Here is a 25,132-nt window from a genome sequence, read left to right as displayed (position 1 = left end):
CGGTCCTGGGCTTCCTGGGCGATAATCCCGCCGACATGATTCCGAACATCCCGCAGCTCGCCGAACTCGCCCATGGCGCGCTGTATTCGCTCACGCACGACGAGAGCGTGCTGACCGACCGTAAGCTCGAGCTCGCCTCCACTCTGACCGATCCCGGTTGGAAGCCCGCAGGCGGCGGCACGGGCACAGGCGCGGGCACGGGCACGGGTTCCGGCACGGGCGCCGGCAACGGGACCTCAAACGGCAAGGGCACGGTCTCGAAGAAGAACCCCGGCGGTACGCTGCCCCAGATGGGCGACTCGATGTCGTTTGCGTCCTTTGCGCTGATGGGCCTGGGTGCCCTCGCGGCGGCCTTCAAGGTCGGCCGCGGCAAGGAAAGCGACGAGTGGGAGTCGTTCGACGAGTAGTTAATCTCGGCAGACATGCGGCACTGAGTGCTGCGAGCGCAAAGAGGGCGGCGGGACATCTCCCGTCGCCCTCTTTGCACGATACGCAAATGGGGATAGCCCCTTTTTGCACATCTCTCTACAGGTCGTCCACCAGCGCGGTGCTCTTGGCGTATGCGGTGGACTTCGCCTCGAAGAAGTCGGTCTTTACCATGTTCGCGTTCGAGTACTGGCTCACCCACGCCATGTCCTCGGGCTCGGAGCGATAGCCCTCATACAGCTGGCCAAATCCCAGAGAGCTCCACCGCAGGTTGCCCAGGTACTTGATGTATCCCTCGATCATATCGCCCGTGAGCCCGGGAATCGCATCGCCCAGTACGTAACGACCCCAGGCGATCTCCTGGCGCACGCCCTCCTCGAGCATTTCTCTCAGCATCGCTACGTTCTCATCGGAAAACAGCTGCGGCTCCTCCTTTTGCAACTCGAGGATGATGCTGCGGAACAACCACAGGTGCGTGTTCTCGTCGCGGTTGATGTAGCGGATCTCCTGCGCGCTGCCGGGCATTTTGCCCATGCGTGCGAGGTTGTAGAAGAACATGAATCCGGAATAGAAATACACGCCCTCCAAGATGAAGTTCGCCATGAGGACGCGCAGGAACGTGCGCGCGTCGCGGCGTTCCTGGAACTCGTTGTATAGGTCGCCGATGAACGTATTGCGCGCGAGCAGGTGCTCGTCGGTCTTCCACTGGTACAGGATCTCGTTGCGCTTGGCGGGGTCGCAGATGGTGTCGAGCATGTACGAGTAGCTCTGCGAATGGACGCTTTCCTGGAACGCCTGGATCGAGAGGCAGAGATTCACCTCGTTTGCCGTGATGTACTCGGCGATATTGGGAAGGTTCGCCGATTGCAGGGAGTCGAGGAACACGAGGAACGACAGGATCTTGTCATAGGCGGCGCGCTCGGCGGGGGAGAGGCGCGGGTAATCCTTGACGTCTTGGGTGAGGTTGATCTCCTCGGGGATCCAAAAGTTGTTCATCGCCTGGCGGTACCAACTCGAAACCCAGGGGTACTTCATGTTGTTGAAGTCGTTGAGGTTGGTGGTGTTGCCGCCGATCATACGGCGGTCGCGCACATCGATGTCGCCATTGGGGTTGAATAGCGGTTTTTTGACGAGCACCTGGCGATCTTCGATGGTCATGGCGGATCCTTCCTTCCCGTGGGTACGCGTATGATCCTTGGGGAGTTTAGTATACGATACAAAAATAGAAACAGTTAAGCTATGCTTATATACCCGACATATTGATAGAACATATCACTCAGATGTCTATATATAGTGTTTTTACTGAGAACGCAAGGAGATGCCATGGTGCGCACAGCGGACGTCATCAAAAAACGCGACGGGCGTATGGAGGCCTACGAGAGCCGCAAGATCGTCGAGGCGATGCGCCGTGCTTTTGAGGAGGTCGCGCTGGAGAAGGCGGGCGCGTCCTCTGCCCCTGCGGTCTCTGCCGACGAGCTCGTGGCGCTGCTGTCGCATGTGGAGACGGCAATGGTCCGCGATCGGATCACGACCGTCGAGGGGATCCAGGATCTTGTTGAGCGCGCCCTCATGGAGCGGGGTCACTTCGACGTGGCGAAGAGCTACATCCTGTATCGGCACGAGCGCGCCGAGAGGCGTTCCGTTCGCTCCGATGTGGCGAATGCGGTTGCTGCGGGAGACGCCGACCTTGCCTCCGGATTGGACGAAGTCCTCTCCCGCATCCAGCGGGACTTCGATGACCCCGTCTACGACCTCGCCATGCTCGCCGCGCGCTACCGCGCTCTCGTTGGTGCGGACGCCACGGCTTCGGACCGCATGGGCGCCCTGGTTCGTGGCGCGGTTGAGCTCACGAGCCAAGAGGCGCCTCGCTGGGAGTTCATCGCGGCGCGCCTGCACGGGCTCGCGTTCAGCCGTGAGCTCATATCGACGCGCCGTGCGCTCGGTATCGACACGTTCGGCCAGCTTGTTCGCCATCTCACCGACCAGGGCCTGTACGGGGCATATATCCTCACGGCCTATTCGGTCGCCGAGCTCGATCGGGCCGCGTCGTTTCTCGAGCCCGCGCGCGACGAGCTGTTCACCTATTCCGGTCTCGATTTGCTCATCCAGCGATACGTGATCCATGCCCACGACCACACGCCGCTCGAGAGCCCGCAGGAGATGTTCCTCGGTATCGCCCTGCACCTTGCCATGAACGAGGATCCCCAGACGCGCCTCGAATGGGTTCGCCGTTTTTACGATATGCTCAGTAAGCTCGAGGTCACCATGGCCACGCCTACCATGAGCAACGCCCGTAAGCCCGATCATCAACTCTCCAGCTGCTTTATCGACACCGTGCCCGACAGCCTGGTGGGCATCTACCGCAGCATCGACAACTTTGCCCAGGTGAGCAAGTACGGTGGCGGCATGGGCATGTATCTTGGCAAGGTCCGCGCCACGGGTGGATCCATCCGCGGCTTCGAGGGTGTTGCCGGCGGCGTCATCCGCTGGATTCGCGTGATCAACGACACCGCCGTGGCCGTCGACCAGCTCGGCATGCGTCAGGGCGCCGTGGCCGTCTACCTCGACGCCTGGCACCGCGACCTGCCCGAGTTCTTGAACCTGCGCACGAACAACGGCGACGACCGCATGAAAGCGCACGACGTTTTCCCCGCTGTATGCTATCCGGACCTGTTCTGGCGTATGGCGGAGGAGAGCCTTGATCAGGACTGGTATCTCATGTGCCCGCACGACATCTTGATGGTGAAAGGCTACGCGCTGGAGGACAGCTACGGCGAGGAGTGGGAGCGCCGGTACCGTGACTGCGTCGCCGACCCCCGCATCCCCAAACGCACCATTCTCATCAAGGATATGGTGCGCCTCATCCTCAAAAGTGCCGTCGAGACGGGTACCCCGTTCGCGTTTATGCGCGATGCGGTCAACCGGGCCAACCCCAATCCGCATGAGGGCATCATCTACTGCTCCAATCTCTGCACCGAGATCGCGCAGAACACAAGTGCAATCCAGGAGGTTTCCCGCGAGGTCGTCACGGAGGATGGCGACACGGTGGTGGTGACCACCACGCGTCCGGGCGACTTTGTGGTCTGCAACCTCGCGAGCCTTTCGCTCGGACGCCTGCCCGTGGAGGACGACGCCGTCATGGAGCGGGTGATCGAGACGGCCGTGCGCGCGCTCGACAACGTCATCGACCTCAACTTCTACGCGCTTCCCTACGCCCGGCTCACCAACCATCGCTACCGTTCGATCGGCTTGGGTGTATCGGGGTACCACCATATGCTCGCCAAGCGTGGCGTGAGTTGGGAGAGCGAGGAGCATCTTCGTTTTGTGGACGAGGTGTTCGAGCGCATCAACTACCACGCGATCAGCGCGAGCGAGCGTTTGGCGGAGGAGCGCGGCGCGAACGGGGTCTTTGAGGGTAGCGACTGGCAGAGCGGTGCATACTTCGAGAAGCGCGGGTACCTGGATGGAGAGCCGAGCCTGGGCGTTGGGCGCTGGCGCGAGCTCGCTGCGCGCGTACGCGAGCACGGCGTGCGCAACGCCTATCTGCTTGCCGTGGCCCCCACCAGCTCGACGTCGATCCTTTCGGGCACCACCCCGGGCATCGATCCCATCATGCGGAAGTTCTTCCTGGAAGAAAAGAAGGGCGCGATGCTGCCTCGTGTTGCCCCGGACCTTTCGCCTCGCACGTATTGGTACTACAAGCCGGCGCACTATATCGATCAGCAGTGGAGTGTGCGGGCGGCGGGTGTGCGCCAGCGTCATATCGACCAGGCCCAATCGATGAACCTGTACATCACGAACGATTACACGCTGCGCCAGGTGCTCAATTTGTACCTCGAGGCCTGGCGACGGGGCGTCAAGACCATCTATTACGTGCGGAGCAAGTCACTCGAGGTCGAGGAATGCGAATCCTGTTCCGCATAGAAGGTGGGGAGGGGCGTCCGCGAAGGTCTGCGGACTGTTCGTTTGGAAGTAACATATGTCCATAAACTCACAGATGTGCTCTCTCTGTGCGCTTCGACATATACCTGTTTTTTAAGTGGGCTTACGTATGAGGGCAATCTATACTGGCACGAATCCGATATACCCGATATGCCGATCAACGTAACAGAAACGAGCGACTCGAGAGGTGAACCCCGTGGTGGATCAAAAAACAGGACGAGTGTACAGTGCTAAGGTGCGCCGTCAGGCGGTCGCCGCGCTTTCGGAGGGTGCAGGTCATCGCGCCCTTGCCTCGAAGTTGGGGATACCCGATGCGACCGCACGTCAGTGGGCGCGCGCCTACGCGGTTGGCGGTAGGGCCGCAGTGCTCAACGCCGGTTCGCGCCATCGGGTGTATCCCTATGAGCTCAAGCTTTCTGCCGTGAAGGATCGCTTGGAGAACGGCATGACCGTGCGCGAGGTCATGATCAAGCATGGCATCCCGAGCGAGTCCTCCGTCAAGACGTGGTGCCGCCAGTATCGGGAGCATGGTGCCGAGGCTTTGGTGAATAAGCCCCGCGGCGTCAAGCCAAAGAACCGCTCCCTTGACTAATCGCTCCGCTGTTAGAGCGCGGCATGGGGTTATGTTCCCATGCCGCGCCCTCTTTTTGCGCACATGCTAGAATGCTGTCTCGAATCAGCGGCTGCAAACATGGCAGAAAGGATTCAACATGCTGAATGCAATCGAGATCTCCCCTAAGGTCTGGTGGGTTGGCGGCATCGACTGGAACGAGCGACTGTTCCACGGCTATACCACCGAACGCGGTATCACGTATAACGCTTATCTCATCATGGATGAGAAGATCACCCTCATCGACACGTGCAAGGCAACGTTCGCGGACGAGCTCGTCCAGCGCATTTCCCAGGTGGTCGATCCCGCCAAGATCGACGTGGTCATCACCAACCATGTTGAGATGGATCACTCCGGCTCCCTGCCGGTGATTCACAAGATCGCCCCGAATGCGCAGATCTATGCCAGCGCTGGGGCGGGCGTCAACGAGGTCCGCGCGCATTTTGGCATCGAGGCGACTCCGGTCAAGAGCGGCGACACCCTGTGCATTGGCGAGCGCACGCTCACCTTTGTGACCACTCCCATGGTTCATTGGCCCGACAACATGGTTACGTATTCCGACGTCGACCAGATCCTGTTCTCCAACGATGCGTTTGGCCAGCACTACGCCACTACCAAGCGCTTCGACGACGAGAACGACCTCTGCGAGATCTTCAAGCAGGCCAAGAAGTACTACGCGAACATCGTGTGGCCCTACGGTATGCAGGCACACAAGGCCCTCGAGGCGGTCAAGGCCCTCGAGCTCAAGATGATCGCCCCCAGCCACGGCTGCATCTGGCGTTCGCATATCCCCGAGATCCTCGAGCGCTACGAGGCTTGGACCACGTATCAGATCGAGGAGAAGGCCGTGGTGGTCTTCGATTCGATGTGGCATTCGACCGAGTCCATGGCGCGCGAGATTTGCGACGCGTTTATCGCAGAGGGTGTTTCCGCCCAGCTTATCGATGTCAAGAACACGCACATCTCCGACATCATGCTCTACATGTGCGATGCCAGGTACGTCGCGGTCGGTTCGCCCACCCTCAATTCCAACATGCTGCCCACCGTGGCGAGCTTCCTCACCTACATGCGCGGTCTTTCGCCCAAGAACGACCAGCGTATCGGCCTTGCCTTTGGCTCCTACGGTTGGGCTCCGCTCGGCCCCAAGAAGGTGTACGCCGAGCTCGAGAACGCGAAGTTCCAGCTGCCGGTGCCCGTGGTTGCCCAGCAGTGGATTCCGAGCGAGGAGAACCTCTCCGAGCTGCAGGACACGGTCCGCAAGATGATCGAGGCCGCCCGCGCGTAGCGCGCACGATTGGTCATGCGCGCACGATTATGCAATCGGGCGGCATGTTCACCGTGATGGGGCGTCATAAAACAATATGTGTGGGGTTTATTCGGAACGACCGAGTAGACCCCCATTTTTTATCGCGCCTTGCGGGAGTCCCACGAATGACGGCGCCATGGGGCAATGACGGCACAATTGGCGATCTCACGCCGCTTGCCGATTGAAAGGACTAAACTTATACGTCTGACATAGTCTGCCGCAGTACACCTGCCGCTTTGCGTGTGAGCGACAGCCCAATGGAGGAGAGGGACCTATGGGACTGATTTGGTGTTTGATCGCGGTGCCGTTGATCACGGCCGCACTGTTGCTCGTCTTTAAGGGCGAGCGGGCGCGTCGACCCATCACGATTGGTGGAGCGGCGGTGACGGCGGCGATGTCGGTGCTCGTTGCCGCGCAGACGTTCACCGTTGAGGCGGGTACCCTGCATGCCATTGCAAGCTTTGAGTTTTCGCAGTCGACGAGCTATGTGATCTCCTGGGTCATGACGGCAGTCGACATCGTGCTGTGCGCGGTGATCTTGTGGAGTGCCATTCGCTACAAGAATCGCATCGCGCTCGCGCTTGGCCTGATTCAGACGGTGGGCATCGTGCTCTTTGCCCAAATGACCTTGGGAGCCGGTCCGAGCCACATGCTTGCCGTGCCCGTATATGTGGATACGCTTTCACTTATCATGATCTTGATCGTGGGCCTGGTCGGTAGCGCCATCTGCGTGTACGCGCTGGGTTACATGCATGACTTCCAGCACCATCAGCCCGCCGATGCCCCCGATCGCCGCCATGTCTTCGCGGCGCTCATGTTCACCTTCTTGTCGGCCATGTTCGTGATCGTGGTTTCGGATAACCTGGAGTGGCTGTTCACCGGATGGGAAATTACCACGGTCTGCTCCTTCCTCATGATCGGCTACACCCGCACGCCCGAGGCGATTAAGAACTCGTTCACGCAGATCAACCTCAACATGGTGGGCGGTCTGGCGTTCCTCGCCGCGCTCATCCTCGTGCACGCGGCGGGGCTGCCCATGTCGCTCACGAGTCTGATTGCGGCGGGGAAGGGCACCCAGGCGGATCTGCTCATCGTGCCCCTCATGCTGCTCTCAGTTGCCGGCCTCACCAAGGCTGCGCAGATGCCGTTCCATCGCTGGCTGCTGGGAGCCATGGTCGCCCCCACTCCCACGAGCGCGCTGCTCCACTCCTCCACCATGGTCAAGGCGGGCGTGTTCCTGCTGGTCAAGCTTGCCCCCCTGTATCTGGTGTTCCCGGCGGCATCGACGATGGTGGTGCTCGTGGGTGGCATCACCTTCGTGCTGTGCAGCTTCATGGCCATCACGCAGAGCAACGCCAAGCGCGTACTCGCGTACTCGACCATCGCCAACCTGGGCCTCATGTCCGCATGCGCGGGTGTGGGCACCGCCGAGGCCGTTTGGGCCGCCATCTTCCTCATGATCTTCCATACGGTGTCCAAGTCCACCTTGTTCTTGTGCGTGGGCACGGTGGAGCACCGCATTGGCAGCCGCAACATCGAGGACATGGATGGCCTTTTCAGCCGCCTGCCCCATCTCACGCGCTTCATGATGCTCGGCATCATGGGCATGTTCGTGGCGCCCTTTGGCATGCTTGTCTCCAAGTGGGCGACGCTGGTGTCCTTCGCCGAGACGGGCAACGTGCTCTTTCTCATCATGTTGGCGTTCGGTTCCGCTGCTACCTTCTTCTATTGGGCCAAGTGGCTGGGCAAGCTCTCGGGTGTTTCCCAGAAGGCCGAGAACCAGGAGGCGGGTGTCCACAAGAGCGAGTGGGCGGCCATCGGTTTTATCTCCGCGCTGCTGCTCGTCTGCTGCGTGTGCCTGCCCTTGATCTCCCAGGGCGTGGTTGCCCCGTACCTCACCTTTGCGTTCGGCGACGCGCCGCAGCTCATCGACATGGACAATATGCTCATCATGGCCGTGATCGTGGTGTTCATCGCCATTGTGCTGCTCACGCCGTGGGGCCGCGCCACCAATAAGCGCCGTATGGCCGTTTATCTGGGCGGCACCTGCACCGATCCCGATAGCCGTCGCTACCACGGCTCGATGGGCCGCACCATGACGTCGTCCAAGCGCAACTGGTACATGGCCGACATCTTCCCCGAGGGTGCGCTGAGCACGATCGGCCTCATCCTGTGCACCGCCGTGATCCTTATGGGGTTCGCCGCTTGCTTCATCTTCGACCCCGCCGTACTCGCCGGCGGCAGCTTCCTGGTCGAGCGCACCGTGCGTCTGGTGGGTCCGGGGCTGGGCGGCATCGCCGTGGGTGTTGTGGTCTTTGGCGTGTGCGCACCTATTGCCGGTTGCCTGCTTGACGGCCTTGACCGCAAGGTGAGTGCCGGCATGCAGGGCCGTGTGGGTCCCCGCCTGCTGCAGCCCTACTACGATCTGCGCAAGCTCCTCGTCAAGGAGCAGGCGACGGTCAATGCGGTGGACGAGGCGTACGTCACGTGCGGACTGATTTTCGTGGTCCTCGCCGGTGGCCTGTTCATCTCCGGCTCCAACCTGCTCATGTGCGTGTTCCTGGTCACGCTCGGCACGCTCTTCGTGATCGTGGCGGCGTACTCGTCACGCTCCCCCTATTCCGATACGGGCGCCGACCGCGAGTGCCTGCAGGTCATGAGCTACGAGCCCATGCTGCTCATCATGACGGTGGGCTTCTTCACCGCCACGCAGTCCTTCGACATCGCATCGCTCACCACGCTCGAGAGCCCCATCATCTGCGTACTTGTGCCGATCTTCATCGGCCTGCTGTTCATCCTCACTATCAAGCTGCGTAAGTCCCCGTTCGACCTCTCCTACAGCCATCACGCGCACCAGGAGATCGTCAAGGGCATCACCACCGAGATGAGCGGCCGTACGCTCGCCATCGTGGACGTGATGCACTGGTGCGAGAGCGTGCTGTTCCTCATGTGGGTCGGCATGTTCTTCATTTGGGATAACCCCATCTCGTTCGCAGTCGCCGCCATCGTGATGGCGCTCGTGTGGTTCTTCGAGGTATGGATTGATAACAACTTCGCCCGCGTCAAGTGGCAGCTCTGCCTCAAGCTCGCGTGGCTCGTGGCGCTCGTGATGGGCGTCGTCAACCTGTTCTACGTGCTCATCACGCCGTTTATCTAAGGGAGCTATGAGATGGGATACTCTTCGAAATCGCCGTGGCTCATCCATTACGATGGGTCGAGCTGCAACGGCTGCGACATCGAGGTGCTCGACTCCATGATGCCGCTCTACGACATCGAGCGCTTTGGCATTATCAACACGGGCAACCCCAAGCACGCCGACATCTTCTTGGTGACCGGCTCTGTGAACGCGCAGAACATCGAGGTCGTGCGCCATATCTACGATCAGATGCTCGAACCCAAGGTCGTGGTGGCCTGCGGAATCTGCGCCTGCACCGGCGGCGTGTTCCGCGATTGCTACAACGTGATCGGCGGCGTGGACAAGGCCATTCCGGTCGACGTGTATGCGCCTGGTTGCGCCGTGCGTCCTGAAACGATCATCGACGCGGTGCTGCAGGCCGTGAAGATCTTGGACGAGAAGGCCAAACTGATGGCGGAGGGCAAGGATCCCGCCACCGCGCCGCGCGCGGGCATCCTGCCTCCCAAGGGTTGCGCCTGCGCTCAGGATGCCGATGGCTCCACCGCAAATTCCACCGCCGCGAAGACCGACGAAAAGAAGGAGGCGTAGATGTACACGACGTCCTTTGTGGACCTGCCGCTCGAGGAGCTGCTCACGCGTGTGCAAACGCTCAAGCACGAGGGCATACGCTTTGTGCAGATGTGCGCCGAGACCACTGAGCGGGGTATCGACCTGCTGTACACGTTCTATGACGAGACCACGCAAAACGCGCTCAACCTGTGCGTCTACGGTATTGACGAGTCGAGCCGCGTCCCCTCGATCCAAGGTCTCTACTTCGCCGCATTCTCGTATGAAAACGAGGCCCACGACCTGTATGGCGTGCGGTTCGTGAACATGAAGCTCGATTTTGGCGGCCATTTCTTCAATTTGGCCACCTCCGAGCCCATGACGATCATCACGCCCGAGATGAAGGCCGAGCGCGAGAAGCTCGCCAAGAAGAAGGCTGCCGCCGCGGCAAAGGCCGAGGCTGCGGCAAAGAAGGCCCGTGAAGCCGCCGAAGCCGCTCAGGCCGAGCGCGCTCTGGGCACGAGTGCCGCCGAGGCAGATTCCGCCGCCGTCGCCGCGGTGAACGCGGCTGCGCCTGCACCGACGCCCGCGCCTGCCGCCAAGCCCGCCATGACGGCAGAGGAGCGCGCCGCCAAGATGGAGGCCAAGCTCGCAAACATGGATCCCGAGAAGGCGGCGAAGATCCGCGCGGCGCTCGCCGCGAAGGCCGCGAAGGACGCCGCTGCAGGAAAGGATGGTGAGTAGGCATGGCGACTCGTTCCGTTATCCCGTTCGGTCCGCAGCACCCGGTGCTTCCCGAGCCCGTGCACCTCGATCTCGTCGTTGAAGACGAGCATGTCATCGAGGCCATTCCCCAGATTGGATTTGTGCACCGCGGCCTTGAGAAGCTCGTGGAAAAGCGCGACTACAACCAGTTCGTCTACATTGCCGAGCGCGTGTGCGGCATCTGCAGCTTTGGCCATGGTTATGGCTACGCCAGCGCCACGGAGAAGCTGCTGGGTATTGAGATCCCCCGCCGTGCCGACTACCTGCGCGCCATCCTCGAGGAGCTCTCCCGCATCCATTCGCACCTGCTGTGGCTCGGCCTGCTCGCCGATGCGTTTGGCTTTGAGAGCCTCTTCAACCACTGCTGGCGCCTGCGCGAGACGATCCTCGACATCTTCCAAGAGACGTGTGGCGGTCGCATCATCTTGTCGATCACCATCGTGGGCGGCATGGCTCACGACATCGACGACGCCATGCTGCGCCGTGTGTGCGAGAAGCTCGACGGCATCCAGCGCGACTATCGCGAGATCGTGGACACCATGTTGAACGACTCCTCGGTGCGCAGCCGCCTGGAAGGCGTGGGCACCATCAGCTTCGAGGATGCGCTCGAGCTCTCCATGGTCGGTCCGTTCGCGAAGGGTTCTGGCGTTGAGCATGACATGCGCACCACCGGCTTTGGCGCCTACGGCGACTTGGAGCACTTCGAGCCCATCATCGCCACCGAGGGCGACTGCTTCGCCCGTTGTAAGGTGCGTTGCGAGGAGGTGTTCCAGTCCATCGCGATCATCAAGGAGCTCGTGGCTAAGATTCCGCATGACGGCATTGGCTCGCGTCCGCTTCCCAAGGTGCTCCCGCCGGAGAACAGTCAGTCCCACGTGCTCATTGAGCAGCCCCGCGGCGAGGCCTTCTACTACGTGCGCGGTAACGGCACCAAGTACCTGGACCGCTTCCGCCTGCGCACGCCCACCTCGCAGAACCTTGCCGGCATGGTGCGCGCTATGCAGGGCGTGGACGTCGCGGACGTGCCCATGATCATCCTCACGATCGACCCGTGCATCTCCTGCACGGAAAGGTAGGCGCTCCATGGGTAGCTTCAAACTAGGCAAAATGACGCTGCGCTCGCTGTTTGGCAAGCCGGCGACGGTCCAATATCCCGCCGAGCAGGTGCCGGCCATGTCCTACGAGCACATGCGCGGTCATGTGGCGTGCGACATCGACGCGTGCATTCTATGCGGCATGTGCCAGCGCGCATGTCCCGTGGGCGCCATCGCGGTCGATCGCAAGGGCGGGATGTGGTCCATCGATCCGTACCGTTGCGTTCAGTGTGCATGCTGCACGCACGAATGCCCCAAGGACTGCCTGTCCATGGGTGCCGCGTGCGCGCCTGCCACCACGGAGCTGACGGTGACCACGCTGCATAAGCCTGTTGAGGAGAAGTCCGCCACGGGTGAAGGCGCGTCTGGTGCCGGGGCGGAGAAGCCCGCTCGCAAGAAGGTGCAGCTCACGCCCGAGCAGGAGGCGCGTGTCGCCGCGGCCCGCGCACGCAAGGCCGCCAAGGAAGCCGCGAAGGCGGATGTGTAAAAAGGGGCAGTCCCTCTTTTGCACATCGTTTACGCTGACAACGCTGTTTTATTGAAGGGTGGGTTGCGGCCCGCCCTTCGTTATACAATTTTGGACATACGTGATTTTTGCTAAGGAAACTGCGCAAGAAAGGTTTGTCCATGTGCGGATTCGTAGGTTTTACCGGCTATGTCGAGGACGACGAGCGCGTTCTCACGGCGATGATGGACCGCATTGTCCACCGCGGTCCCGACATGGGCGGAACCCATATCAAAGATGGCGTGGCGCTGGGTTTCCGCCGCCTGTCCATCCTCGACCTCACCGAGGCTGGCGCCCAGCCCATGGGTAACGAGGACGGCTCGGTCTTTGTGGTGTTCAACGGCGAGATCTACAACTTCCAAGAGCTCCGCGCCGAGCTCGAGGCCGCGGGTCACACGTTCCACTGCAACGCCGACACCGAGGTCCTCGTGCACGGCTATGAGGAGTGGGGGGAGGGCCTGGTCGAGCGCCTGCGCGGTATGTACGGCTTCGTGGTGCACGACATGCGCTCCGGCAAGCTCTTTGGCGCGCGTGACATCTTCGGCATCAAGCCGTTCTACTACTACCAGTCCGACGAGGGCGACTTGCTGTTCGGCTCCGAGATCAAGAGCTTCCTCGAGCATCCGCATTTCAAGAAGGCCGTGAACAAGCAGGCGCTGCGTCCGTATCTCACCATGCAGTTCCCCGCCACCGACGAGACCTTCTTCGCCGGTGTCTTCAAGCTGCCCGCTGCGCACTGCCTCACCTACGACATCGCCGCGGCGCGCATGGACGTGCGCCGCTACTGGGATGCCGATTTCTCGGACGACAATTCCAAGACGTTCGACGAGTACGTGGAGGAATGCGACCAGGTGGTCCACGAGAGCGTCGCCGCGCACCGCATCGCCGACGTCAAGGTTGGCTCGTTCCTCTCTGGCGGTGTGGATTCCAGTTATATCGCCGCGTGTCTCATGCCCGACAAGACGTTCTCGGTGGGCTTTGACTACAAGGACTTCAACGAGACGAATTACGCCAAGGAGCTTTCCGACAAGCTTGGGATCGAAAACTACCGCAAGATGGTGACGGCGGACGAGTTCTTCGAGGTGCTCCCCCAGATCCAGTACCACATGGATGAGCCGCAGAGCAATCTGTCGAGTGTGCCGCTGTGGTTCCTCGCCCAGCTCGCGGCCGAGCAGGTCACGGTCGTGCTTTCCGGCGAGGGCGCCGACGAGCTGTTCGCGGGGTACGCCTACTACGAGGACGTGCCCTCGATCGCTCGCTTCAAGCGGATTATCCCCCGCGGCATCCGTCGCGCCCTGGGAAACTTCGTGGCCGATAAGCCGTACTTCAAGGGCAGGAACTTCCTGCTCAAGGCGGCGGAGATGCCCGAGAAGTGGTTCACGGGCCAGGCCTTCGTGTACCGCCCCGACGAGATCGACGACGTCGTGAGACCCGAGTACGCCGGCGGCCCCGACGCGTTCGAACTGTGCGCCCCCGTCTACAGCCGCGTCCAGAATTTCTGCGACCTGTCCAAGCGCCAGTACCTCGATATGAACATGTGGCTGCCCGGCGACATCCTGCTCAAGGCCGACAAGATGTGCATGGCCCATTCGCTCGAGCTCCGCGTCCCGTTCCTCGACAAGAAGGTCATGGAGTTCGCCGAGCATATCCCGGCGCGCTTCCGCGTGAACGAGAACGGCAACAAGCAGGTTGTCCGTCACGCCGCCAATCGTATCCTGCCCGACGAGTGGGCCACACGCCCCAAGAAGGGCTTCCCGGTCCCGCTCAAGTTCTGGCTGCGCGAGCAGAAGTACTACGACTACGTAAAGGAGTACTTCACCGCCCCGTGGGCCGAGGAGTTCTTCGACACCGGGAAGCTCATGGCGATGCTCGACGATCATTTCGAGGGCCGCGCGCTCAACCAGCGCAAGATCTATACCGCGCTCACGTTCCTCATCTGGTACAAGCGCTACTTCATCGACGAGGACGCGCCTGCCGCCGCCGCGTAGCGCCCATGCGGACTGTCATCCGCAAACGATTGAACTAAAGCTGCGGGCGGACGTTGCATCAACTCCGCCCGCATTCGCATAGTGAGGAGACACCATGCCTAAAGATTCCCTTGCTCCCTCGGACAAGTGCTCTACGGCGTTGCCCCTGTTGACGCTGGAACAGTTGGCGCTCGCCTTGGAGGCGCAGGACATCTCCGTGCGGATCGTGGGCGATCCTTCGCGCGTTGTCTCGGGCATGGCCATTGACTCCCGCATAGTTGAGCCGGGCAATCTGTTCGTGTGCAAAGGCGCTGCGTTTCGCCCTGCATTTCTCGGCGGTGCCATCGAGGACGGTGCCGCCGCATATATGTGCGAGGGCGTTGGCGCCGAACTCGGGGTCCCTTCGGAGTTGCTCGCCGTGTCTCCATTGACCCCTGCGCTCGTCGTGTCCGATGTTCGCCGTGCCATGGCGATCGTGGCGCCTACCGTGTATGGGAACCCCGAGAAGGGGCTGCATATCGTGGGCATTACGGGCACCAAGGGAAAATCCACGGTGGCGTATATGCTAAGGTCCATCTTCTCGGCAGCTGGAATCGACGCCTCTATCTTGGGTTCCATCGAAACGGACGACGGCTTTGTCCACGAGGAGAGCCACAACACCACGCCCGAGGCTCCGGATTTGTGGCGCCACCTGTATAACACTACGCGCGCCGGTCGAGATCACATGGTGATGGAGGTCTCGAGCCAGGGCCTCAAGTACGACCGCGTGCTGGGGCTTCCGCTTGAAATCGGTTGCTTCCTCAACATCGGCCGCGATCACATCTCTGGCGTGGAGCACCCCGATTTCGAAGATTACTTCACCTCGAAGCTGCGCATCTTCGATCAGTGCTCCATTGCGGTGGTGAACGCGCGAACCGAGCACGTCGACCGCGTGCTTGCCGCCGCCGCGCATGCCGACCAGGTGGTCACCTTCGCAGTGGAGCATGCGCAAGGGCAGCCCGACGATCGCCGTACAGTCGAGGTGCAGTTCAGTGCAACCGACATTGCCCAGCTGCCCACGGGTGGTCTGGCGTTCACCGTGCGTGAGCGCGCCTCAAGTGGGCAGACGGCGTGCGCCGAGCGTGTCGAACTCGGCATGCCCGGTTTGTTCAACGTGGACAACGCGTTGGCAGCAGTGGTCATGGCGCGCCTGCTCGGCGTGGACTACGACTCCATTCGTGCGGGCCTTGCCCAGATTCGCGTTCCTGGGCGCATGGAGCTCGTGTCGTCTGCGGACGGCAAGGTGCTGGCAATCGTCGATTACGCACACAACGAGCTCTCTTTTGAGACCCTGTTCAAGTCCGTGAAGGCCGAGTATCCCGACCGTCGTGTGGTTGCCCTGTTCGGCGCCCCCGGCGGCAAGGCGCAGGAGCGCCGCGAGGCCCTGCCGCGCGTTGCCGGAGCCTATGCGGACCATATTGTGTATACCGAGGAAGACCCCGCGCACGAGCGCGTCGAGGATATCTGCGCCGAGTTGGCCTCCAATACGCCGGCAGGCGTTTCCCACGAGGTCATCCTCGACCGCGAGCAGGCTGTGAGGCAGGTGCTTGCGAGCGTGCTCGCCGCGGCGGAACGATCCGTGGTTCTGCTGCTTGCAAAGGGCGATGAGACACGACAGCATCGCGGCGACGAGTATCCCGAGGTAAAGAGCGATCTCGCGATTGCTCGTGAGGTGCTCGAAGGGTAGGCGTGGCGTCTGCACGCGCTACTAGACATGGCGTCCGTGCTGACGGGGGCTCTTGCAGTGCGTACGCGATACAAATACGCAAATGTTGAGGCATTTTCGCAAACTTGAAGTAGACCGGGTAGATCTGGTTGCAAAAGCCCTGCTAGATGAAGTGGCGTTTTTTCGAGTACTTCTCCTTCGGCGAAAAAGCCCAACATTTGCGTATTTGCAATCGCCTACGATGCTGCCGCGTCCCTTGGCGAGCTCAAAGAGGCTCGTTCGGCCATGACGTCCTCCAAATTGAGCGATTTTTTCCGATAGGACGGGAAAGAGGGGCCTAAAAGAAAAAAACAGCCATTTCTTTCCGATAGATGCAGCGCGACTGTGAGCGCAACGCGAGAACTCTCTTGCGTTGAAGCTAACTCAAGGTCGTAGAATCTTGAGCCAAAAGGTGTCCGTGAGCGAGAAAGAGGAACCATGAGCGCTGTGTCCGCTACTGCACCCGCCAAGGTCTATTACACCAACCTGCGCACGCATGGGCGCGAGAGCCAGCTCGACAAGCTCAAGCGTCTCATCCGTCGCGCGGGCATCGAGCAGATCGACTTCGAGAACAAGTTTGTTGCCATCAAGATTCACTTTGGCGAGCTGGGCAACCTCTCCTTCCTGCGCCCCAACTATGCCCGCGCCGTTGCCGACGTGGTTAAGGAGCTGGGCGGCATGCCCTTCCTCACCGACTGCAACACGCTGTACGTGGGCAGCCGCAAGAACGCGCTCGAGCATATCGACTGCGCGTACCAAAACGGCTTCACCCCGTATGCCACGGGCTGCCAGGTCATCATCGCCGACGGCCTCAAAGGTACGGACGAGACGCTCGTTCCAGTCAAGAACGGCGAGTACGTGCAGGAGGCCAAGATCGGCCACGCCCTCATGGACGCCGACATCGTCATTAGCCTCACGCACTTCAAGGGGCATGAGCAGGCCGGTTTCGGCGGCTGCATGAAGAATCTCGGGATGGGTGGCGGTAGCCGTGCCGGCAAGATGGAGCAGCACGCCGCCGGCAAGCCCAGCGTGCACGAGGGCGCGTGCATCGGGTGTCGCGCGTGCGAGCGCATCTGCGCCCACGGCGCGGTGAGCTTCCCCACCACGCGCGAGCGCACGCTCAAGAACGGCAAGGTGGTGGAGACGCCCGTCGCCCACATCGACCACGACCGATGCTTGGGCTGCGGCCGCTGCGTGGGCGCGTGCAGCCAGGACGCCGTCAAGCCCGACTACGGCGCTGCGGTCGATGTGCTCAACTACAAGATTGCCGAGTACACGCAAGCTGTCGTGCAGGATCGTCCGAGCTTCCACATTTCGCTCGCCATCGACGTCAGCCCCAACTGCGACTGTCATGCCGAGAACGATACGCCCATCGTGCCCGATATCGGTATGTTCGCGAGCTTCGATCCCGTGGCGATCGACCAGGCCTGCATCGATGCGGCGCTCAAGATGCCCGCCATGCCCAACACTGAGCTCACCGAGATGCGCGATAAGCTCGACGCCGCTGGTGGCGTGCCCGAGCACTGCGCGCACGACCACTTCAACATGATGCATCCCGACACCAACTGGCGCTCTATGATCGAGCACGGCGAGAAGATCGGCCTCGGTACGAGCAACTACGAGCTCATCGAGGTCAAGTAGGGGTAACAGCGCTTTCGTTTTCCATTGAGGGTAGGAATGTCGAAAATCGCCCTGCTTTCGAGCGGCTTTTTCGACAATCCTACCCTCTGAGAAGGGGATCCCAGTCGAGTTGCGCGCATAGCTCCGGCGCATGGGCTATTCACTTGATTCAGTTGAGGTCGGGTTAAGAAGTGTGCCCGGGTCCACCTGCGATATGCAGGGGGCCCGGGTTCTGCTATAGTTCTGAACAATGCACCGATTTTGGAGGCCGAACAGCCACATGCCGGACACCAGTGACAGTCTCACGCCGCGGCCAGACGTCGCGGCTGCCCCTGTTCCCATAGCGCGCGCCGACGCGGCATCGCGGGCGCAGCGCTTGCTCCATGCTGCCGAATCGGGCGCTAAGGGCGCCGCCGTTACCGTTGGAGCTCCCGTCAAGGCTGCGGCCCGTGCTGTCAGGCGTCATCTACCTCCTCAATACACGTTGGGCGAGGAGATCGCCAATTCAATCACCCATGGCATCGGTGCCGCCTTGGGCGTCGCGGCGCTTGTCGTCATGATCGTCAAGGCCGCCGTTGCCGGCTCGCACCCCGCGTCGCTTGCGAGCGCGATCATCTTCGGCATCGCCCTCATCCTCGAGTATCTTGCATCCACGCTGTATCATGCCATTGCTCCGGCAGCCGCCAAGCGTGTGTTCCGCATCATCGATCACAGCTGCATTTACGTGCTCATCGCGGGTACCTACACGCCGTTTTGCCTCATCACCCTCGGCGAGGCGGGCGGCATACCGCTGTGCATCGCGGTATGGGCTCTTGCCATCGCGGGCGTGCTGTTCGAGGCGTTCATGCGCGAGCGACAGCCCTATTGGCTCACCGCCGTCATGTACGTGGCCATGGGCTGGCTCGTGCTGTTCCGCTTGCCGCAACTTATCGAGGCGCTCCATCCTACAGCGTTGTTCCTGCTCGCCGCCGGCGGTGTGTGCTACACCATCGGCGCGGTGTTCTATGTGCTCAAGAAGATCCGCTACATGCACACGGTGTTTCACGTGTGGGTGCTCGCCGGTAGTGTCCTTCAGTTCTTGGCGGTGGTCCTCTTCGTGATCTAGTCTCGCGTCCCGCCGTCGACGGGCGCGGGACCCCGCATGCCCGCCGACAATGACCTGCACACCTACCCAGGAGGTTCGAAACCGTCCCCATGGACATCACCATAAGCATCATCACAACCCTTGTCCTCACCGTCGTCAACGGGTACTTTTCCATGTCCGAGATGGCGCTCACCACGGCAAAGCGCGCCGTGCTCGACCACGAGGCGGAAGAAGGCGACCGCCGCGCCGCCCGCGCCGCCGAGCTTGCGTCGGACTCCGGCAACTTCCTCGCTACCATCCAGGTCGCCATCACGCTCGTCGGCTTCGCCTCGTCGGCCGTCGCCTCGACGAACCTGTCCGACCCGCTTGCCCAATGGCTCTCGAGCTTTGGCATCGCACCTCTCTCGGCGGTCGCACCGGGTCTCGCCCCGGTGATCATCACCCTGATCGTCTCCTACCTGTCCATCGTCGTCGGCGAGCTCGTGCCCAAACGCATCGCGCTGGCCGACGCGGAGGGTATGGCAAAGCGCGTGGCCCAGCCGCTCACCGTGTTCCAAAAGATCGCTCGCCCGCTCGTGTGGCTCACGCAAGCATCTGCGAACGGCCTCGCCGCGCTTATGCGCATCAAGAGCGCGGATGACCGCCAGAACGTCTCCGAGGAGGAGATCAAGTACATGATCAACGAGCAGGACACGCTGCTCGATGAGGAGAAGCGCATTATCCACGAGGTGTTCGACCTGGGCGACGCCTCCGCGCGCGAGGTCATGGTGCCCCGCGTCGATGTGACCATGGTCGAGGACGTCCAGACGGTCTCCGAGGTTATGGGGCTGCTTTGCCAGACGGGCTACTCGCGCGTACCGGTCTTTCACGAGGACCAGGACGGTGTGGTGGGCATCGCGCACATCAAGGACCTGATCGCACCCGCCATGGGCGAGGGCGCCGACCGCCCGGTGAGCGACTTCATGCGCGATGCAACGTTCATCCCCGATACGAAGGACATCCTGCCGCTGCTTTCCGAGATGCAAACCGCCCATGACCAGATCGTGGTCGTGGTGGACGAGTACGGCGGAACGGCAGGCATCATCACCATCGAGGATATCGTCGAGGAGATCGTCGGCGAGATCGAGGACGAGTTCGACCCCGACAACAAGTACCTCACGCGCCTCTCCAAGAGGGAATGGCTCGTGGACGGTCGCTTCCCCTGCGACGACGCCATCGAGCTCGGCTGGCCCATTGAGGAAAGCGACGAGTACGAGACCATCGCCGGCTGGATTCTGGACCTTTGCGATTCGCTCCCGGATATCGGTGAGGTTTTCGAGGCGGAGGGGTACAAGTTCAAGGTGCAGTCCATGCGTGGTCAGCGCATTTCGCTCGTGCGCGTTATCGCTCCGTCCGAGGAAGAGCTCGCCGCCGCGAACGAGGGCACCGACCGGCAGCCCGACACGTCGACCGACCAGGGCGAGTAGGCGAATAAGGCAAACGAAGAGCGCGACTGGAAACTGGAAAGGAGCGGCCATGGCCGATCTGTTCAACATTCTCAAGGTCACGATAGGCCCCAAAAAGCTCACCGCCCGCGTGCTGGTGAATCCCGGCATGCCGCTCATGACGTCCGAGGACGTCGAGGCCACAGCGCGCGTCTACTACCTGGCACCGGCAATCGCCGAGCATCTGTGCCTGGGTGATGCAGGTTCCAAGTTCCAGGATTGCATGGGACATACGGAGCTCGCCCACCTGCTTGAGCATCTCACGGTCGAGATTATGAATGAGACGGGCCTCGCGGGCACCATCTCGACGGGGCGTACGCGGAACGTGATGGGCGACGACCGCCTGTTCGACGTCGAGGTATCGTGCCCCGACGATGCCCTTGCCATCGGCGCCCTTTCCTCGGCGACGTTCATGATGAACTGGGCCTTCCTGCATCATGATCAGACGCCGCCGGATTTCCCGGGGACGGTTGCCGCCCTGACGAGCCTGGTGAGCAATTTGCGCGGCAACGCCGCCGAGCCCGACTCGCCCGAAGAGACGGAGGAAGAGCAGGCCTTTGGCGCAATCGACACCGAGGGCGCAGTTGTCGAACCGCATGATGCGGAGGGTGTCGTGTACGGCGGAGCCGCCGCTGAGTAATCGAGGCGTGTTACGTGACGATGGGCTCATGCCCATTGTCGCAAGCGCATGCGTATAATGGTTGAAGCAAATGATCTGGATGGACATCTGAGTCCAACAAAGGAGTAAACATGGGCAAGGGTATGAGTTTTGTCGCAGGCGCCGCGCTGGGCGCTGCAGCCGGCGTGGTTTTGGGCGTTCTGTACGCGCCCCGTTCCGGCTCCGAGACCCGCGCTATGGCGGCCGACATGGCCAACGACGCGTGGGACTCCGCGCGTGACATGTACGAGCAGGGCATCGATCAGGCCCGCGCCGCCATGGATGATTTCGGCCCCACCATGGACGCCGCCACGGATGAGCTGCGCGCCAAGGTCGATCTTGCCCGCGAGCGCATGGACCAGCTCCGCGAGCAGCTGAACGATGCCGTAAACGCCGGTACCGTCACCCCTGCTGCCGACGTCGTGGTCGAGACGGTCGCCCCCGAGGCCTCTGACGTCGCCGTTCAGGCGTAGCGTCTCGACATCCGAATGCTTGCCGGCGATTTCACGGGAATCAAGCTCTATAAGCTGCCCGCTCAAGACAAGAGGATTAAAAAAGACGGGACCCCGCGCGAACCAAAGAAGGTTGGCAAGATCCACTACCCGGTGTTCACCCCCGAGGGAACCCGGGTGGTGGGCTTTATGCTGCGCCTGCCGGATATCGCCGGGATGGTCAAGCAGCCCGATCGCTTTATCGCGTATGACGCCATAGGCGTGAGCGGCGACGTGATGGTCGCCAAGGATGACCGCGCGGCGTTCGACAATGCAGCGGCTAAGCGGTTGGGCATCAACCTCGATGCCTGCCTCATCTGGACGGGCATGGATGTTCGCACGGTCTCCGGCAGGCCGGTCGGCTTTTGCTCCGATGCCGATTTCAATCCCAAAACCGGCAACGTGACCTCGTTCATCCTCACCGAGGGCGGTGCCTCCAATGCGCTGGTCGGTCACCGGGAGATGCCGGCGTCAATGCTCAAGGGTTACCGCGACGGCGCGATGATCGTGAGCGATGCGGTACTCGACCTTGAGTTCTCGGGCGGTGCCGCCGCCAAGGCCGCCGAGGCGAGCGTGAAGGTCGCCGCCAAGGCGGGGGAGGTCGGTGCCAAGGCGAAAGTCCAGGCCAAGAAGGGCGCCGCCATCATCGACGACGCCGGTTCCAAGGCCCTCGACAAGGGTTCGAAGGCCTTGGGCAAACAGCTCGGCAAGACCAAGGGCATGTTCGGCTCGTTTATGAGCGAATATAAGAAGGCAGCCGGAACGCCGCCAAGAAAACAAAAGAAATAAGCGGGACGGGGGAATCATTGCCTAACTACACCACCTCCTACTCCTCAAAAACAAAACCGCGGTATCGCAAGAACACCGGGAATCAGCTTCCGGGCGGGCGCCGTCGTCAACAGCGCCGCAAGGGGGCGCAGTACCTGCGCAGATCACAAGGGTTCGGAGGACGCAGGCGCCCCGGTCACGGATACGGCGGCAACGATCGCAGGGTATACGCCCTGATCATGGTTGGCTGCGCCTTCTTGTTGTTCGTGGCGAGCATCGTGTGGTACGCCAACCGCAGCGTTGAGATCACACTCAACGGTGCCTCCGTAAAGGTTCGGATCAACTCGGATATCGAGCGCGTCATTTCCGACCAGGAACTCGAGCTCGAGCCCGGCGACCTGCTCGCCGTCGATGACGAGGTACTCGAGAAGGGCGGCGGGACCGCCTACACCGTCACACTTGGCGGAAAGAAGGTTTCGGGCAAGAAGCTCGCTTCCATCCAGCTCGAGGGCGGCGAGGAGGTGACCATCGAAGACGGCGAGGACGTCTATGAAGACCATGACGTCGCCGCGACCACGATTGAACCCACGTTGACCGTTGAGGGCACGGGCCCTGTGCGGTATGTGGAGACATGGGGCAAGGCGGGCCGATCCGAGGTCTGGACTGGGTCCAAGACGGGCAAGGTCGTGGACAAGGGCGTGGTCGAGGAGCCGGTGAACGCGCTGGTAAAGTGCGCGTCGGTGTTGCCGGGCAAAAAAGACGAGAAGTACGTTGCCCTTACGTTCGACGAGGGGCCGAGTAACCAGACCGAGGAAATCATCCGCATTCTCCAGGAGAAGGGCGTCAAGGCGACGTTTTTTGTCTCGGGTGATAAGGTCGCTTCGAATTCCGCTGCCGTGCGTGCGATTGCGGAGTCGGGTAACGAGATCGGTACCAATGCGTACTCGGATGTCGACCTGCGCGAGTTGGGAGCCTCGGACCTGCGCGATCAGATAACGAAGGGGTTCGAGGCGGTCTCGGACGCCGCTGGGACATCGACCGCGTTGCTGCGCCCGCCATTTGGCGAATTCTCCGAGGAGAATTGGGCTGCGGCGATGGATTTGGTGAGCGTTGTGGTTACCTGGAACGTCGATTCGGGCGACTGGCTCTTGCAGGGCGCCGATTCGGTCATCGAGACCGTGACGGGGTCGGTCAGCAACGGCGACATCGTGCTCTTCACCGACAACGACGCGACGGCATCGCAGACCGTGGAAGCGTTGCCCCAGCTCATTGATCGCCTGCTCGAAAGCGGCTACAAATTGGTGACGATATCGGAGCTGATCGCCACCGATGATGATTTGGCGGATGCGATAGACGTAAGCAGCGCCGGGCTGCCCAAAGGCGCTTCTCTTCCCAGCGTGACGCAAGATTCCAGTTCCGGGACGTCCGAATAGCGAGGCTTCGTGGAAATGAACAGTCAGGGTCGTTACTCAGCCAAGAAACGACGCGTTTCGACACCGCGCCCTGCTGTTGTGCCTCGACAGACGCCGGCGGCCCGTTCAGCCGTCGATACCGGATCTGCGCCGTTCCGGGTCGTGCTCCTCGTGTTCGCCGGCGCGCTTTTGCTGGCCGGCGTGGCCTATGGGTACGTTGCCTTTTGGCGGAGCGTCCCCGTTGTGGTTAACGGCGAGCACGTCGACGTGCGAATTCACGCGACCGTTGAGGATATGCTGGATGGCAACGACTTTTTTGGCGTCAAGCCCGGTCGCCTGCTTTCTGTAAGCGGCAACGTGATAGAGGAAGATGGAGGCGAGCGTTGCACCGTCGCGGTGGGCGAGGGCGACAACGCCCAGCCGCTTGCATCCGAGAAGTTCTCGCAGACCGAAGTTGCCGAAGGCGGCATCTTCACCGTATCCGATGGTGCAGATGTCACCGAGCCCCACGCGGAGACCGTCGAGCCCTTGGCCCCCGGCGTCCAAATGGAGACGGGTGGAGCCATCCAGTACGTCAAGCAGTGGGGCAAGGCAGGTTCGCACACCGTGTGGAAGGGCGAGAAGTCCGGCGAGGTGGTGGACAAGGGCACGATCGAGGAGCCGCAGGACCTGATCATCGGCTCCAGGAACGCGCGGCCCGTCGGTTCCAAAAAGTACATCGCGCTCACGTTTGATGACGGCCCAAGTCGCTACACGCAGGCCATCCTCGATATCTTGGCCCAAAAAAGAGCTAGTGCGACGTTTTTCAATTTGGGCACGAGCGCGGCAGGCAATCCGGCTCTCGCCAAGGCGGTCGTTGATGGCGGTAATGAGTTGGCAAGCCACACGAATGCCCACAAGAACTTGCCCACCGTGGGCGCCGATGAGCTGCGCTCCGAGATCGTGACGGCGTTCGACACCCTGGAGGGCGCATCGGGCTTTCGCCCGCAGATGATTCGCGCCCCGTACGGTGCGTTCACCGCCACCGAGTGGGCCCGCTCCGCCGATTTGCTCAGTTGCAACGTGCTGTGGAATATCGACACACTTGATTGGAAGCGTCCCGGTGCGGATGCGATAACCAAGACGGTGCTCAATCAGGCGTTCAACGGCGCCATCGCCCTCATGCACGATGGTGGGGGCAACCGTGAGCAAGATATCGAAGCGCTGCCCGCGATCATCGACGGCCTGCGCGACGCCGGCTACACGCTCGTGACCGTCAGCGAGCTCATGGAGCTCGACGGTACGTTTCCCCAAGACGTCGTCCAGGGCGCCGTCAAGATGCCCGAGGATGCTGACGCGCCGACGGTGGGATAGCGGTGGCGTATCCGGCGTGCCAAAGGGGCGCGTCCCCCAATGGTATGCCTAATGAGGAGTGATGAAGGGCTGTTGGAAGCCTTACAAGACCGTGCGTCCGTGCATGGTATAGTTACAACGGCTGTGCCTTGAGGGGACGGCCGCTTGTTTTGTTTTATGAGAGGGTCACGAGAAAGGCCTGAGGTGAAAGCTAAACCCCGACCACACAGTCGATGACCCCA

At 61.6% G+C, this 25,132-nt stretch carries 20 protein-coding genes; 19 read left to right on the top strand and 1 reads right to left on the bottom strand.

Translation table 11 applies throughout. The features are described from left to right. Positions 1–407, top strand: a 407-nt coding sequence (locus ACT8II_RS01925) for a hypothetical protein (RefSeq protein ID WP_443812889.1), incomplete at its 5' end; no start/stop codon positions are given. A 118-nt stretch (positions 408–525) separates the two neighbouring features. Here the strand turns inward: ACT8II_RS01925 and ACT8II_RS01920 are convergent. After that, positions 526–1,584, bottom strand: a complete 1,059-nt coding sequence (locus ACT8II_RS01920; RefSeq protein ID WP_443812888.1) for a ribonucleotide-diphosphate reductase subunit beta — start codon at positions 1,582–1,584, stop codon at positions 526–528. A gap of 165 nt (positions 1,585–1,749) precedes the next feature. Between ACT8II_RS01920 and ACT8II_RS01915 the strand changes: the two genes are divergently transcribed. From ACT8II_RS01915 to ACT8II_RS01830, 18 genes are all read left to right on the top strand, one after another. Then, complete coding sequence (locus ACT8II_RS01915) at positions 1,750–4,350, top strand: ribonucleoside-diphosphate reductase subunit alpha (RefSeq protein WP_412107935.1); 2,601 nt, start codon at positions 1,750–1,752, stop codon at positions 4,348–4,350. 214 nt (positions 4,351–4,564) lie between these two features. Continuing rightward, entirely contained in the window at positions 4,565–4,960 is a 396-nt protein-coding gene (locus ACT8II_RS01910) for a helix-turn-helix domain-containing protein (protein ID WP_158574780.1), read from the top strand. 118 nt (positions 4,961–5,078) lie between these two features. Beyond that, positions 5,079–6,263: an FprA family A-type flavoprotein gene (locus tag ACT8II_RS01905; RefSeq protein ID WP_443812887.1), complete on the top strand. Its 1,185-nt coding sequence runs from the start codon at positions 5,079–5,081 to the stop codon at positions 6,261–6,263. A gap of 295 nt (positions 6,264–6,558) precedes the next feature. Then, a complete protein-coding gene (locus tag ACT8II_RS01900; RefSeq protein ID WP_443812886.1) occupies positions 6,559–9,441 on the top strand; it encodes a proton-conducting transporter transmembrane domain-containing protein in 2,883 nt (960 codons plus the stop codon). Between the two features lie 12 nt (positions 9,442–9,453). After that, entirely contained in the window at positions 9,454–10,008 is a 555-nt protein-coding gene (locus ACT8II_RS01895; protein ID WP_233545986.1) for an NADH-quinone oxidoreductase subunit B family protein, read from the top strand. After that, a complete protein-coding gene (locus ACT8II_RS01890) occupies positions 10,009–10,710 on the top strand; it encodes an NADH-quinone oxidoreductase subunit C (protein WP_118652321.1) in 702 nt (233 codons plus the stop codon). A gap of 2 nt (positions 10,711–10,712) precedes the next feature. After that, positions 10,713–11,807, top strand: a complete 1,095-nt coding sequence (locus ACT8II_RS01885; protein WP_118652323.1) for a hydrogenase large subunit — start codon at positions 10,713–10,715, stop codon at positions 11,805–11,807. A 7-nt stretch (positions 11,808–11,814) separates the two neighbouring features. Next, positions 11,815–12,312, top strand: a complete 498-nt coding sequence (locus tag ACT8II_RS01880; RefSeq protein ID WP_443812885.1) for a 4Fe-4S dicluster domain-containing protein — start codon at positions 11,815–11,817, stop codon at positions 12,310–12,312. A 140-nt stretch (positions 12,313–12,452) separates the two neighbouring features. Beyond that, positions 12,453–14,318: an asparagine synthase (glutamine-hydrolyzing) gene (gene asnB, locus ACT8II_RS01875; RefSeq protein WP_443812884.1), complete on the top strand. Its 1,866-nt coding sequence runs from the start codon at positions 12,453–12,455 to the stop codon at positions 14,316–14,318. A gap of 94 nt (positions 14,319–14,412) precedes the next feature. Beyond that, the gene (locus ACT8II_RS01870) at positions 14,413–16,023 is read left to right on the top strand and encodes a Mur ligase family protein (RefSeq protein ID WP_118652329.1); all 1,611 of its coding nucleotides are present in this window, start codon (positions 14,413–14,415) and stop codon (positions 16,021–16,023) included. Between the two features lie 456 nt (positions 16,024–16,479). Continuing rightward, positions 16,480–17,682 carry a DUF362 domain-containing protein gene (locus ACT8II_RS01865; RefSeq protein ID WP_443812883.1) on the top strand — a complete coding sequence of 401 codons (1,203 nt, stop codon included), beginning with the start codon at positions 16,480–16,482 and terminating at the stop codon, positions 17,680–17,682. Between the two features lie 259 nt (positions 17,683–17,941). Beyond that, positions 17,942–18,766: a PAQR family membrane homeostasis protein TrhA gene (gene trhA / locus ACT8II_RS01860; protein ID WP_443812882.1), complete on the top strand. Its 825-nt coding sequence runs from the start codon at positions 17,942–17,944 to the stop codon at positions 18,764–18,766. 89 nt (positions 18,767–18,855) lie between these two features. Then, the gene (locus tag ACT8II_RS01855) at positions 18,856–20,211 is read left to right on the top strand and encodes a hemolysin family protein (RefSeq protein WP_294121612.1); all 1,356 of its coding nucleotides are present in this window, start codon (positions 18,856–18,858) and stop codon (positions 20,209–20,211) included. A 49-nt stretch (positions 20,212–20,260) separates the two neighbouring features. Further along, complete coding sequence (locus ACT8II_RS01850) at positions 20,261–20,869, top strand: hypothetical protein (protein ID WP_118652333.1); 609 nt, start codon at positions 20,261–20,263, stop codon at positions 20,867–20,869. Between the two features lie 110 nt (positions 20,870–20,979). Continuing rightward, positions 20,980–21,360 carry a YtxH domain-containing protein gene (locus ACT8II_RS01845; protein WP_118652335.1) on the top strand — a complete coding sequence of 127 codons (381 nt, stop codon included), beginning with the start codon at positions 20,980–20,982 and terminating at the stop codon, positions 21,358–21,360. Positions 21,361–21,375: 15 nt separating this feature from the next. Continuing rightward, a complete protein-coding gene (locus ACT8II_RS01840; RefSeq protein ID WP_443812881.1) occupies positions 21,376–22,167 on the top strand; it encodes a PRC-barrel domain containing protein in 792 nt (263 codons plus the stop codon). Between the two features lie 17 nt (positions 22,168–22,184). Beyond that, entirely contained in the window at positions 22,185–23,579 is a 1,395-nt protein-coding gene (locus ACT8II_RS01835; protein WP_118652339.1) for a polysaccharide deacetylase family protein, read from the top strand. A 15-nt stretch (positions 23,580–23,594) separates the two neighbouring features. Beyond that, a complete protein-coding gene (locus ACT8II_RS01830; protein ID WP_443812898.1) occupies positions 23,595–24,911 on the top strand; it encodes a polysaccharide deacetylase family protein in 1,317 nt (438 codons plus the stop codon). Positions 24,912–25,132 lie beyond the last annotated feature (221 nt).

The sequence above is a fragment of the Collinsella sp. genome, from assembly GCF_052346665.1.
Taxonomy (GTDB): domain Bacteria; phylum Actinomycetota; class Coriobacteriia; order Coriobacteriales; family Coriobacteriaceae; genus Collinsella.
Note: the sequence above shows the minus strand (reverse complement) of the source record. Positions and strands in the feature narration are given on the sequence as shown.

Coding starts and splice junctions, on each gene's coding strand:
- ACT8II_RS01855 (WP_294121612.1), top strand. CDS start 18,856: ATGGACATCACCATAAGCATCATCACAACCCTTGTCCTCACCGTCGTC.
- asnB (WP_443812884.1), top strand. CDS start 12,453: ATGTGCGGATTCGTAGGTTTTACCGGCTATGTCGAGGACGACGAGCGC.
- ACT8II_RS01865 (WP_443812883.1), top strand. CDS start 16,480: ATGAGCGCTGTGTCCGCTACTGCACCCGCCAAGGTCTATTACACCAAC.
- ACT8II_RS01870 (WP_118652329.1), top strand. CDS start 14,413: ATGCCTAAAGATTCCCTTGCTCCCTCGGACAAGTGCTCTACGGCGTTG.
- ACT8II_RS01880 (WP_443812885.1), top strand. CDS start 11,815: ATGGGTAGCTTCAAACTAGGCAAAATGACGCTGCGCTCGCTGTTTGGC.
- ACT8II_RS01905 (WP_443812887.1), top strand. CDS start 5,079: ATGCTGAATGCAATCGAGATCTCCCCTAAGGTCTGGTGGGTTGGCGGC.
- ACT8II_RS01895 (WP_233545986.1), top strand. CDS start 9,454: ATGGGATACTCTTCGAAATCGCCGTGGCTCATCCATTACGATGGGTCG.
- ACT8II_RS01850 (WP_118652333.1), top strand. CDS start 20,261: ATGGCCGATCTGTTCAACATTCTCAAGGTCACGATAGGCCCCAAAAAG.
- trhA (WP_443812882.1), top strand. CDS start 17,942: ATGCCGGACACCAGTGACAGTCTCACGCCGCGGCCAGACGTCGCGGCT.
- ACT8II_RS01830 (WP_443812898.1), top strand. CDS start 23,595: ATGAACAGTCAGGGTCGTTACTCAGCCAAGAAACGACGCGTTTCGACA.
- ACT8II_RS01890 (WP_118652321.1), top strand. CDS start 10,009: ATGTACACGACGTCCTTTGTGGACCTGCCGCTCGAGGAGCTGCTCACG.
- ACT8II_RS01900 (WP_443812886.1), top strand. CDS start 6,559: ATGGGACTGATTTGGTGTTTGATCGCGGTGCCGTTGATCACGGCCGCA.
- ACT8II_RS01885 (WP_118652323.1), top strand. CDS start 10,713: ATGGCGACTCGTTCCGTTATCCCGTTCGGTCCGCAGCACCCGGTGCTT.
- ACT8II_RS01840 (WP_443812881.1), top strand. CDS start 21,376: ATGCTTGCCGGCGATTTCACGGGAATCAAGCTCTATAAGCTGCCCGCT.
- ACT8II_RS01920 (WP_443812888.1), bottom strand. CDS start 1,584: ATGACCATCGAAGATCGCCAGGTGCTCGTCAAAAAACCGCTATTCAAC.
- ACT8II_RS01915 (WP_412107935.1), top strand. CDS start 1,750: ATGGTGCGCACAGCGGACGTCATCAAAAAACGCGACGGGCGTATGGAG.
- ACT8II_RS01845 (WP_118652335.1), top strand. CDS start 20,980: ATGGGCAAGGGTATGAGTTTTGTCGCAGGCGCCGCGCTGGGCGCTGCA.